The sequence below is a fragment of the Halomonas sp. NCCP-2165 genome (genome assembly GCF_023708045.1).
Classification (GTDB): Bacteria; Pseudomonadota; Gammaproteobacteria; order Pseudomonadales; family Halomonadaceae; genus Bisbaumannia; species Bisbaumannia pacifica.
The window spans coordinates 18,068-29,570 of record NZ_BRCY01000012.1; the positions used below are offsets into that span (position 1 = coordinate 18,068).

Annotated in this window: 13 protein-coding genes; 6 read left to right on the plus strand and 7 right to left on the minus strand. The window is 61.3% G+C overall.

Annotated elements, in window-relative coordinates:
* Positions 1 to 822: 822 nt before the first annotated feature.
* From pcnB to NFU04_RS08080, 6 genes are all read left to right on the plus strand, one after another.
* Positions 823 to 2,229, plus strand: a complete 1,407-nt coding sequence (gene pcnB, locus NFU04_RS08055; RefSeq protein WP_251308985.1) for a polynucleotide adenylyltransferase PcnB — start codon at positions 823 to 825, stop codon at positions 2,227 to 2,229.
* Entirely contained in the window at positions 2,222 to 2,719 is a 498-nt protein-coding gene (gene folK, locus NFU04_RS08060; RefSeq protein WP_251308986.1) for a 2-amino-4-hydroxy-6-hydroxymethyldihydropteridine diphosphokinase, read from the plus strand. The genes pcnB and folK overlap by 8 nt, the downstream gene beginning before the upstream one ends.
* A gap of 149 nt (positions 2,720 to 2,868) precedes the next feature.
* Positions 2,869 to 3,660 (plus strand): 3-methyl-2-oxobutanoate hydroxymethyltransferase, encoded by a 792-nt coding sequence (gene panB / locus NFU04_RS08065; RefSeq protein ID WP_251308987.1) that lies wholly within the window; start codon positions 2,869 to 2,871, stop codon positions 3,658 to 3,660.
* Positions 3,660 to 4,508 carry a pantoate--beta-alanine ligase gene (gene panC / locus NFU04_RS08070; protein WP_251308988.1) on the plus strand — a complete coding sequence of 283 codons (849 nt, stop codon included), beginning with the start codon at positions 3,660 to 3,662 and terminating at the stop codon, positions 4,506 to 4,508. Before panB ends, panC begins: the two co-directional genes overlap by 1 nt.
* A gap of 23 nt (positions 4,509 to 4,531) precedes the next feature.
* Complete coding sequence (panD, locus tag NFU04_RS08075) at positions 4,532 to 4,912, plus strand: aspartate 1-decarboxylase (RefSeq protein ID WP_146803435.1); 381 nt, start codon at positions 4,532 to 4,534, stop codon at positions 4,910 to 4,912.
* A gap of 140 nt (positions 4,913 to 5,052) precedes the next feature.
* Positions 5,053 to 6,228, plus strand: coding sequence for an acetyl-CoA C-acetyltransferase (locus NFU04_RS08080; protein WP_251308989.1), 1,176 nt, complete (start codon positions 5,053 to 5,055; stop codon positions 6,226 to 6,228).
* A gap of 186 nt (positions 6,229 to 6,414) precedes the next feature.
* Here the strand turns inward: NFU04_RS08080 and NFU04_RS08085 are convergent, their stop codons facing one another.
* The 7 genes from NFU04_RS08085 to fkpB all read right to left on the minus strand — a co-directional run bounded on the left by NFU04_RS08085 (position 6,415) and on the right by fkpB (position 11,487).
* Positions 6,415 to 7,692, minus strand: a complete 1,278-nt coding sequence (locus NFU04_RS08085) for a PilX N-terminal domain-containing pilus assembly protein (RefSeq protein ID WP_251308990.1) — start codon at positions 7,690 to 7,692, stop codon at positions 6,415 to 6,417.
* Between the two features lie 31 nt (positions 7,693 to 7,723).
* Positions 7,724 to 8,266 carry a PilW family protein gene (locus tag NFU04_RS08090; RefSeq protein ID WP_251308991.1) on the minus strand — a complete coding sequence of 181 codons (543 nt, stop codon included), beginning with the start codon at positions 8,264 to 8,266 and terminating at the stop codon, positions 7,724 to 7,726.
* Positions 8,263 to 8,706, minus strand: a complete 444-nt coding sequence (pilV, locus tag NFU04_RS08095) for a type IV pilus modification protein PilV (protein WP_251308992.1) — start codon at positions 8,704 to 8,706, stop codon at positions 8,263 to 8,265. The genes NFU04_RS08090 and pilV overlap by 4 nt, the downstream gene beginning before the upstream one ends.
* A 1-nt stretch (position 8,707) precedes the next feature.
* Positions 8,708 to 9,181: a GspH/FimT family pseudopilin gene (locus NFU04_RS08100; RefSeq protein WP_251308993.1), complete on the minus strand. Its 474-nt coding sequence runs from the start codon at positions 9,179 to 9,181 to the stop codon at positions 8,708 to 8,710.
* A complete protein-coding gene (locus tag NFU04_RS16380; protein WP_285835131.1) occupies positions 9,162 to 9,587 on the minus strand; it encodes a type IV pilin protein in 426 nt (141 codons plus the stop codon). Before NFU04_RS16380 ends, NFU04_RS08100 begins: the two co-directional genes overlap by 20 nt.
* Before the next feature lie 145 nt (positions 9,588 to 9,732).
* Positions 9,733 to 10,686 carry a 4-hydroxy-3-methylbut-2-enyl diphosphate reductase gene (ispH, locus tag NFU04_RS08110; RefSeq protein WP_251308994.1) on the minus strand — a complete coding sequence of 318 codons (954 nt, stop codon included), beginning with the start codon at positions 10,684 to 10,686 and terminating at the stop codon, positions 9,733 to 9,735.
* Positions 10,687 to 11,040: 354 nt separating this feature from the next.
* Positions 11,041 to 11,487 carry an FKBP-type peptidyl-prolyl cis-trans isomerase gene (fkpB, locus tag NFU04_RS08115; RefSeq protein WP_251308995.1) on the minus strand — a complete coding sequence of 149 codons (447 nt, stop codon included), beginning with the start codon at positions 11,485 to 11,487 and terminating at the stop codon, positions 11,041 to 11,043.
* Between the last annotated feature and the right edge of the window lie 16 nt (positions 11,488 to 11,503).

Below are 11,503 nucleotides of genomic sequence, written 5' to 3' on the forward strand. Positions count from 1 at the left end.
ATCGAGCCCGACTCGATGGGCGTTTTTCGTGTCGCGGAGGGAACTCTTGCACCAGTTGTTACCATCCCACACACACCCTGCCCCAGAAGGGGCCAGTTTGGGTAACACATCACCCCGCCCCGGCAGGCATGCCAGAAAACAACAATCACAAACCAATGTTTTTTATGTGTTTTTTAGATAGTGGCACGCACGGTGCAATATCCTAGGGCAAGAAGAACAAGATCCGGACGCCGCCAGGTCACTGCCCCAAGGGGCGCAACAAGAACAACAGGTGACACTTCGGCAGGCGCCAGTCGACGAACCAATAACAACAAGATCGTCGAGCATGGCAAACAAGGGGTGACGACCCGCCAAGAACAACAACAAGGCGCAGTCACCCGGATGAGGTCACAACAAGAACAACAGGACCCGATATCCGGAGGTTCATCAGGACGCGACGCACCAGGCGGGAGCAACAAGAACAACAAGCTCCCCGGGCGTGCACCCTCGGCAACCAAAAACAACAGGCCGAGGGAAGGTAGACTGCCTACCGTCGTGGTTGGATTATTGTTTTGAATACGAGACGGTCGCCACCAGGAAGACCGACAAAGACAACAACACTGCTTGCCTGAAACTTGTCTTGGTGACTGTGGTGCGTATTCAAGGCGATGCGCCATCACGAAGAAAAACCAGCAGCATGGATGCTGATCTGACCGCTTAAGGGGAGGCCGCAAGGCCTCCCCTTTCTGCTTTTATGCGCCGATCACCCTCAAGCCACGGTTCCCATGCTGTCGGCGGTCGGCTACACTGACGTTTTAGGACTCCGCGAGTCGATATCGCTGCATGTTCAAAGGATTTACCCGCTTTCTCCAACGCCCCGGTGAACGCTTGAAGAACCTCTTCGGCAGCCAGGATGGCCCCGGCAAGCCTCCCGGTCTTCGCGTCATCCCCCGCGACCAGCACTCGGTGTCACGCCGACTGTTCAGCGAACCCGCCCTCAAGGTGCTCTACCGGCTGCACAACGCCGGCTACGAGGCCTATCTGGTGGGTGGCTGCATTCGTGACTCCCTGCTCGGCAAGCAGCCCAAGGACTTCGACGTGGCCACCGACGCCACCCCCGAGGAGGTCCGCGAGCTGTTTCGCAACTCGCGGATCATCGGCCGGCGCTTCCGCATCGTCCATGTGCGTTTCGGCCGCGAGGTAATCGAGGTCACCACCTTCCGCGGCAAGCCCAACGAGGATCACGGCGAGCATCTCTCCCAGCAGAGCGACGATGGCCTCCTGCTGCGCGACAACGTCTGGGGCGACGTGGAAGAGGACGCCCTGCGTCGCGACTTCACCGTCAACGCCCTCTACTACAATATCGCCGACTTCTCGATCCATGACTGGGCCGATGGGGTCAGCGATATCGAGTCGCGCACCCTGCGCATGATCGGCGACCCGGCCACCCGCTATCGGGAAGACCCGGTGCGCATGCTGCGCGCCATTCGCTTCGCCGCCAAGCTCGACTTCGATTTCGCCGCCGCCACCGAGGCGCCGATTCGCGAGATGGCCCCGCTGCTGCTGCAGATTCCCCCGGCCCGGCTGTTCGACGAGGTGCTCAAGCTATTCCTCGCCGGCCATGCCCTGACCACCTTCCGGCTGCTGCGCGACTATGGCCTCTTCGCCATGCTCTTCCCGGAGGCCGACGAGGCCCTGAGCGAGCTGCCCTGGGCGGAAGCGCTGTTCGAGCGCGCCCTGGCCAATACCGATGCGCGCATCCAGCAGGATCGTCCGGTGACGCCGGCCTTCCTGTTCGCGGCCCTGCTGTGGCCCGGCGTGGTGCAGCGCCAGGCACGCCTGCAGGAAGATGGCATGCCGCCGGTCCCGGCCCTGCAGGCCGCCGCCCAGCAGGCGGTCTCCCGACAGCTGCAACATATCTCGATTCCCAAGCGTTTCAGCATTCCCATGCGCGAGATCTGGGACCTGCAGCAGCGCCTGCCCCAGCGTCGCGGTCGTCGTGCCATCCAGACCCGCGAGCACCCGCGCTTCCGCGCCGCCTACGACTTCCTGCTGCTGCGCGAAGAAGCCGGCGAGATCAAGCCCGGACTGGGCGACTGGTGGACCGCCTTCCAGGAGGGCGACGAGCATGACCAGCAACGCCTGCTGGGCAAGGCCGCCAGCCAGGGGGACGAACCCCGCCCGCGCAAGCGTCGACCCCGCAAGCGTCGCCGGCGCCCCGGTGGCGCCGGCGGCGACCAGCATGGCTGAGGCGAGGTGGCACCGGGCCTATATCGGCCTGGGCAGCAACCAGGAGCATCCCCGCGAGCAGGTCACCCAGGCCATCGATGCCCTGGACCATCTGCCGCTGACCCGCCTAACGGGCGCCTCGCGGCTCTATGCCAGCGCCCCGGTGGGGCCCCAGGACCAGCCCGATTTCGTTAACGCCGTGGCCGAGCTCGCCACGCGGCTCTCGCCGCTGGCCCTGCTCGACCAACTCCAGGCCCTGGAACAACGCCACGGCCGCCGCCGACTGCGTCACTGGGGACCGCGCACCCTGGACCTCGACCTGCTGCTCTACGATGACGTCGTGATCGATTCGCCGCGGCTGCGGGTTCCCCACCCGGAGATGGCGAATCGCGGCTTCGTGCTGGTGCCCCTGGCCGAGCTGACCCCGACGCTGCGCCTCCCCGATGGACGGCGCATCGCCCCCTTGGCCGAGGCCAGGAGCGGCGACGACTTGCGACCCTTGTTACCCTAGGGGTAAAGTCGTCCGGCTGAGTGTTACTGTTTCACACGAGTTAGCCCTTGGTCGGTAACATCTTGCCGCACCATGGCGGGTCGGGTAACGTCACCCGCTCGAGAGCGGTATAAAACGACCGTTTTAACGCCAATCATGAGAACGTCCTTATGAAAACCGTCACCCTGAGCACGCTGCAGGCCTTCAAGCGCTCCGGCGAGGCGTTCAGTTGCCTGACCGCCTACGACGCCTCCTTCGCCCGGGCGGCCAGCGAGGCCGGCATCGAGGTGCTGCTGGTGGGCGACTCCCTGGGCATGGTCCTGCAGGGGCATAGCAGCACCCTGCCGGTGACCCTCGAGGAGATCTGCTACCACACCCGCTGTGCGGCCCAAGGCAAGGGCAGCAGCCTGCTGATGGTGGACCTGCCCTTTATGAGCAACTCCGGCCTGGAGCGCCTGCTGCAGGATGCCGGTGAGCTGATGCGCGCCGGCGCCGAGCTGGTCAAGGTGGAGGGCGAGGCCTGGATGGCCGAGGGCATTCGCGAGCTGACTCGCCGCGGCGTACCGGTCTGCGCCCACCTGGGCCTAACGCCCCAGACCGTCTATCAACTGGGCGGTTACAAGGTGCAGGGACGCGATGCCGAGCGCGCCGAGCAGATCATCGCCGATGCCCGCACCCTGGTGGAAGCCGGCGCCTCGGTGATCCTGCTGGAGTGCGTGCCCGCCAGCCTGGGCCGGGCGGTGACCGAGGCGGTGGAGGTGCCGGTGATCGGCATCGGCGCCGGTCCCGACACGGATGGCCAGATCCTGGTGATGCACGACGTCCTGGGGGTGACCCACGGCCGTACCCCGCGCTTCGTCAAAAACTTCATGCAGGAGGCCCAGAGCATTCAAGGGGCCTTCCGCGACTACCACGAGGCGGTCAAGGCACGGCGTTTCCCCGCCGAGGAGCACTGTTTCTGATGCATACCCTGGAGCGCATCGCCGCCCTGCGCGAGGCCCTGGCCGAGCCGCGCCGGGCCGGCCGGCGTATCGGCCTGGTGCCCACCATGGGCAACCTCCACGAAGGCCACCTGGCCCTGGTCACCGAGGCCAGGCGCCACGCCGATCTGGTGGTGGCCACCATCTTCGTCAACCCCATGCAGTTCGGGGCCGGCGAGGACCTGGATGCCTACCCGCGCACCCTGGCCGAGGACCAGGCCAAGCTGGCCGCCGCCGGCTGCGACCTGCTGTTCGCCCCGCAGGCCGGCGAGATCTATCCCCGCGGCCTGGAGGCCCAGACCCGGGTGAGGGTCCCCGAGGTCAGCGAAGGCCTGTGCGGCGGCAGCCGCCCCGGCCATTTCGATGGCGTGGCCACCGTCGTCACCATGCTCTTCAACCTGGTGCAGCCCCACCTGGCCTGCTTCGGCGAGAAGGACTACCAGCAGCTGGCGGTGATTCGCCGCCTGGTGGCGGACCTGCATCTGCCCATCGAGATCATCGGCGTGCCCATCGTTCGCGCCGCGGATGGCCTGGCCCTCTCCTCCCGCAACGGCTACCTGAGCGAGGCGGAGCGCGCCCAGGCACCTGGGCTCTATCGCACCCTGTGCGAGCTGCGCGACGCCCTCGAAGCCGGCGGTGCACCCGGCGACTGCTTGGCGAACGCCGAGGCGATTCTTGCCAAGCGTGGCTTCACCCCCGACTATCTCGAGCTGCGCGCCCAGGACCTGGGGCCGCTGACCGACGCCACGCGCCATGCCGTGATCCTCGCCGCCGCCCAGCTGGGACCGGCACGCCTGATCGATAACCTGACCGTTAACCTGCCCCGCTAAGCGCAGGAAGGAAGAGAAGCCCGATGCATACCATCATGCTCAAGGCCAAGCTGCATATGGCCCGCGTTACCCATGCCGTACTCAACTACGAAGGCTCCTGTGCCATCGACGGCGAGCTGCTGGACATGGCCGGCATCCGCGAAAACGAGCAGATCCAGATCTACAACGTGGAGAACGGCCAGCGTTTCACCACCTACGCCATTCGCGCCGAGGAAGGCTCGAAGATCATCTCCGTGAATGGCGCCGCCGCTCATCTGGCCGGCGTCGAGGACCGTGTGATCATCTGCAGCTATGCCCACTACAGCGAGGCCGAGCTGGACAGCCACCAGCCCGCCCTGGTCTACCTCCAGGAAGGCAACGCGGTTAGCCACACCAGCAACGCCATCCCCGTCCAGCTCGCCTAAGACTCCAGGCCCGCTGTGATGCCCCGGCCCGCCGCCCTTCTGGGCGGCGGGCCGTTTTCATGGAATTGTCCATTGCCGCAGTGCACAAATCTCCCTTATGCTGAACGAGTCACCGCTCGAGACTCAGCCAGGAGATTCCCATGCAAGACGTGGTCATTGTTGCAGCAAAGCGCACCGCCATCGGCAGCTTCGGCGGCTCCCTCGCCGGCATTCCCGCCAGCGACCTCGGTGCCCTGGTTATCAAGGACCTCCTCGCCGAGACCGGCGTGGCCCCGGAGCAGGTCGATGAGGTCCTGCTCGGTCAGGTATTGACCGCAGGCGTCGGCCAGAACCCCGCCCGTCAGGCCGCCATCAAGGGCGGCCTCCCCGACGCCGTCCCCGCCATGACCATCAACAAGGTATGCGGCTCCGGCCTCAAGGCCCTGCACCTGGCCACCCAGGCGATTCGCTGCGGCGATGCCGAGCTAATCCTGGCTGGCGGCCAGGAGAACATGTCGGCCTCCCCTCATGTGCTGCCCAACTCCCGTAACGGCCAGCGCATGGGCGACTGGAAGGCCGTCGACACCATGGTCAACGACGGCCTGTGGGACGCCTTCAACAACTATCATATGGGGATCACCGCCGAGAACCTGGCGGAGAAATACGGCATCACCCGCGAGGCGATGGACGAGTTCGCCGCCGCCTCCCAGCAGAAGGCCAGCGACGCCATCAAGGCCGGCAAGTTCAAGGGCCAGATCGTCCCGGTGGAGATTCCCCAGCGCAAGGGCGACCCGCTGGTCTTCGAGACCGACGAGAATCCGCGCGAGACCACCGCCGATAAGCTGGGCGGCATGCGCCCCGCCTTCAAGAAGGACGGCACCATCACCGCCGGCAACGCCTCCTCCCTCAACGACGGCGCCGCCGTGGTGATGCTCTGCTCCGCCGAGAAGGCCAAGGAACTGGGCCTGACCCCGCTGGCCCGCATCGCCGGCTACGCCAATGCCGGCGTCGACCCGGCCATCATGGGCATCGGCCCGGCCCCGGCCACCCGCCGCTGCCTGGAGAAGGCCGGCTGGAGCCTGGACGACCTGGACCTGGTCGAGGCCAACGAGGCCTTCGCCGCCCAGGCCCTCTCCGTCAACAAGGAGCTGGGCTGGGATACCGACAAGGTCAACGTCAACGGCGGCGCCATCGCCCTCGGCCACCCCATCGGCGCCTCCGGCTGCCGGGTGCTGGTCACCCTGCTGCACGAGATGATCGCCCGGGATGCCAAGAAGGGCCTGGCGACCCTGTGTATCGGCGGCGGCCAAGGCGTGGCGCTGGCGATCGAGCGTTAAGGAAGCCGGAAGCCGGAAGCCGGAAGCCGGAAGCCGGAAGCCGGAAGCCGGAAGCCGGAAGCCGGAAGCCGGAAGCCGGAAGCCGGAAGCCGGAAGCCGGAAGCCGGAAGCCGGAAGCCGGAAGCCCAACAAAAGATTGCCCCTGCTGGACAGCAGGGGCAATCTTTTTTGAATCAGTAAGGATGGTCAGGTACCAGAAACGTCCACATACCAAGACATAAGGCGAATTCCCTTCCCACCTTGGCGAAGCATTTCAAAGGCAAGGCTGCTATAATGGATACCCATATTCCCGCTAATTGAAAGATCCCCAGTAATTACCTGCCCCATATCTGTAGCACTCTCCAATGCCACCACCCCTCCATATATCTGTGGATTACCGCTACTAAAAGTAAGCGTCCCACCTGGCTCAATAATTATCAATCCCTCGTGAGTGCTTGTTCCCTTGTAATCAAAAACCGCCCCCTCTCTTATAACAATCACTCCAAGCGTATTGGTACTTGCTTTAACCGTCACCTCGGAGCCACTCGTCACCTCTATAAATCTCGGCGAGACACTATCCCAAAACCCGGCAGACTCAAGACCATCATAATATAGGCTCGAGTCATAGCTATCTCTATCACCAGCATTAAAGTCAAGCTCGTCACCTTGCTCAAGGACCACATCAAAACCTGACGTCTCGACAAAATCCAGATATGAATACCATTGATTCTGATCTCCATATCCCTCCTTAATTCCATAAATCCTTCCATTGCAATCAACGTAAGCGTAATTTGGGTCATCATCAGCAAGAGCGACATCATCCGAATTATACCGCGTGTATTCAGTACATTGATCCTGAGGAGGTGGATCCGTATCCGGGTAATAGGCATCATCTTGATCATTTCCATCAGGATTATATCCAGCTATGCAAGAATTACCTTGACAGTCAAACACTTCAGGAACATGGTAATCTTCCCCTGTCAACTCTGAATTCCCTTGGACAGTATCCGAGCAGTCGGGGCCAAAGCATGTATATGCCGCACCATCAGAGAAACCTGGCATTTGCCTAAACTTAGATACCAGTCGAGACTCAACCTCTCCATTAGATGAGTAGCCACTGACATTAGTTACCAGATAGTCATCGCCATTAGAGAATCCGCACGAACTCTCATCAGGATACACTCCCCAGCAGGCCCCCTCTATAGAGAAAGATGAATAATCTCCCACCCCAAGGGAAGATGAAGCGGAGGCAATGACATTTCCAGCATCAGTTGAATCATCAGGCCAACCATTGCTCCTTAGTGCTTGAAACACTCTTGACGCACCAGCCTCGGATGCCAAGTGAGCCAGACTAAGAGCACGGTGATTACCTGTCATTGACTCCTCCAGCCTAGAGGAACTCATACTAGACAGCCCCAAGAGAAGCGCAACGACAAGAAGAACAAGGCTGACCACTAGCGCAGCGCCTTTTTGTGTATTCATCATTTTTCACCTCCCAAGGGTGAAACGCACCACCTTATCTTGTAACACCTTCTCTATTAGCAACCCAAAACTCAAAACTTCCATCAGCAACAGTCTCTCCAGGAAAGGGAGAAAACCTTAGGAAAACTTGGACATAATCATCACTTTCAACATGAACAAAGTCTGCATCCTCAAGGCCTGACACTATCGGCTGAGCGCCGACCCAACCTGAGCCGCAATCATAATCGATAAGAACATCCCCATCCAAATAAGAGTATTTTACCTTTACTAGATCCCCACCAGAAACACAGTATGGATCCTCGGTTCTTGTCGTATACCCAAGCTCAAGCTCATTTAGATTATCATCAGAAATAGTCTCAACCCCAGAGCTTCTTATATCCAGGGAAACGACATCAACAAAATACCTCAAAGACTCCTGTCTTTCCGCCAAACTCTCCATCCTATTAAATGACATCTTTGATGTAACAAATAGCTGAGACGCCCCAAATACGATCAACAACCCAATAACCAAGGCGACCATCAGCTCAACCAAGGTAAAGCCGCCTTGATGGCTTGTCATTCCTTTTCTAGAAATCATGGAGAAACCTCTCTTCCAGGGAGACGAGTGAAATAAGAGAGGAGCGAGACATCTTCCAAACTACCATCTAGAGAAAACCTATCGTCTTGCCAGGAGACGATGACCTGATACTCACAAGAAGACCCATTATTAACAATATCACTACTTACATTCATATTGGGAAGCTTGCCAGCCCAGTGATTAACCCAACCATCCTTTACAGAGCTTGGGGCGGGACAAAAACTACTAGCTGACCCAAGCTCGATCCATAGCCTTTCCACTGCATCCTGAGCTGCCAGGGTGGCGATAGAACGATGATAAGAAAGGTGAGAGCTTTGCATTGCCTTGAGCTGCATGGCAGCCACACCAAGCAGGCCAAAGGAAAGCACAAGAACAGCGATTAGTGCCTCCAATAGCGTAAAGCCACTTTGAGAAAACTTGTTGATCTTATAATTCTTCACCTCAAGCCCCCTTATCAACACCTCCGGCGAGACTCACCACGATGGTGCTATCGCCGATGGTAATGGAGCAGACACCATCGGCATCAAGGGTACAAGACTCTCGACGCCCCAGTGAGTTAAAGGAGATCGTATTCTCAGAAAAGGTCAGCCGGTCATCCCTCGCCTGCCTTTCAAGCAGGGGTTCATCGGAGACTCCGTCATCGTCATGATCGTAATGCACCTGCAATGACCACAAACCTGAACTGTCGGATATCTGAAAAGTCACTTCCTGCCGGCGCTTGACGGCTTCGCTTCTGGCGTAGTTAAGGGATGCCAGTATCTCGTTATAGTCGCTGGCCTGGCGGTTGGTGGCCATCAGGTTCTGGAAGCCAGGCACGGCGACGGTGGCGAGAATGGCTACCACCGCGATGGTGACCAGCAGCTCGATTAGCGTAAAGCCATAATGGCTTCTTCTATTACCAGCAATCACTGCCACCTGCCCCCCTGGCACCGGTCTGAGTTAGGGTAAAGGTGCCGCACTCGGTATCTCGGGTGGCCTGAACCCCTTGAGGTGCCGCCGATAAGGTATAGGTCGATGCGGTAAGTGCCACGTCTGGATCGGCAATACGATAGAAACCATTTTCCGAGTCGACGGGGAAGGTAACGCAGCCGGTATAGTCACTACTGACGGTATAGCAGCGCTCCAGGCGCCCGGCGGTCTCCATCAGTATCGCCTTGGCCTCGGTGCGCCGCGACTCGGTAACGTAGCGGATATAGCTGGGATAGGCGATGGCGGCGAGGATGGCCACCACCGCGACGGCGATCATCACCTCGATTAACGTGAAACCTGCCTGGCGGCGCTTGCTTCCAGGCCTTGTGGTCGCTTGCTCCCCTGCGCGCACGGCGGTGCCTCCGGCTAAGCATTGCTAATGTATCATTCTGTATCAGCATAGACGGGGGAGGCGCGCCGCACCAACAAAAAACCGGGCTTGCGCCCGGTCCTTTGGTACATAAGCCCTGCTTTAACAAGGGCTTTATGGTGAGCAATCACTCGCTGGCAATCACCCGCTCACGCAGCTCCCTGGGCATGGAGAAGGTGATGTTCTCCTCGCGACCGGCGAGCTCCTCCGGGGCCGTGGCGCCCAGGCCCTGCAGGCGCTCGATCACGCCCTTAACCAGCACCTCGGGGGCACTGGCGCCGGCGGTGATGCCGATCTGGCGCACGCCATCGAGCCAGCTCTCCTGGATCTGGCTGGCGTCATCCAGCAGGTAGGCAGGGGTGCCGACCCGCTCGGCCAGCTCGCGCAGGCGGTTGGAGTTGGAGCTGTTGGGGCTGCCCACCACCAGCACCAGGTCGCAGCCGTCGGCGAGCTCGCGTACGGCGTCCTGACGATTCTGGGTGGCGTAGCAGATATCGTCCTTGCGCGGCCCCTGGATCTCGGGGAACTTGGTGCGCAGGGCGTCGATCACCCGAGCGGTGTCGTCCATGGAGAGGGTGGTCTGGGTGACGAAGGCGAGCTGGGCGGGGTCCTCGACTTCCAGCTTGGCCACGTCCGCTTCGTCTTCCACCAGGTAGATCTTGCCGCCATGGCGGGTGTCGTAGCGCCCCATGGTGCCCTCCACCTCGGGGTGGCCGGCGTGGCCGATCAGGATGCACTCCTGACCGCGCTTGGCGTAGCGCAGTACCTCCATATGCACCTTGGTCACCAGCGGGCAGGTGGCATCGAAGACCTTGAGGCCACGCCGCTCGGCCTCTTCCTGCACAGCCCGGGAGACGCCGTGGGCGGAGAAGATCACGATGACGTCATCGGGGACCTCGTGAAGTTCCTCGACGAAGATGGCGCCGCGCTCCCGCAGGGTCTCCACCACGAAGCGGTTATGGACCACCTCGTGGCGCACATAGATGGGCGGGCCGAAGACATCGAGGGCGCGATTGACGATCTCGATGGCCCGGTCGACGCCGGCGCAGAAGCCGCGGGGGTTGGCCAGTTTGATTTGCATGCTGGGTAGACCTCGATGCCTGGGGCATCCGTTGGGGCACTTGATCTCCAAGGTACCCGTAAATCGATTCTAGCGGGCGCCTATCGGCGCCAATCGCCTGCTGAAGCAGGCTCCTACAAGGGGTGGTGCCACTGCCCCGGCCGGGCGCCTGCCGGCGCCAATCGCCTGCTGAAGCAGGCTCCTACAAGGGGTGGTGCCACTGGCCCGGCCGGGCGCCTATCGGCGCCAATCGCCTGCTGAAGCAGGCTTCTACAAGGGTTGGTGGCGTTTGCCCCGCCGGGGCGCCTATCGGCGCCAATCGCCCGCTGAAGCGGGCTCCTACAAGGGGTGGTGCCACTGGCCCGGCTCGACTGCTTAGTGGGTGGTGGCCGGCTTGACGCTGATCACTTCCACCTCGAAGGTCAGGGTACGCCCGGCCAGGGGATGATTAAAGTCCACGTCGATCTGCTCGCCGTCGATGGCGCTGATCACACCGGGCAGTTCGCCGCCGGAGGGGTCGGAGAAGGACATCACCATGCCCACTTCGAGGGCCTCGTCGCCGAAGTCCTCGCGCTTGAGGCGCTGGATATTCTGGGGATTGTGCTGGCCGAAGGCGTGCTCCGGAGCGATCTCGAAGCTTCCGGTGTCGCCGTCGGTGAGGCCCTTGAGCGGTGCCTCGAAGCCCGGCGGCAGGTTGCCGTCGCCCAGTTGGAAGGTGGCCGGGGCCTTCTCCTTGGTGGAGTCCACCACGGCGCCATCTTCCAGCTTGAGGGTGAAGTGCAGGGTCACTTCCATGCCCTCGTCGATACGGTATTCGCTCATCTTTCGCTCCGTGGAA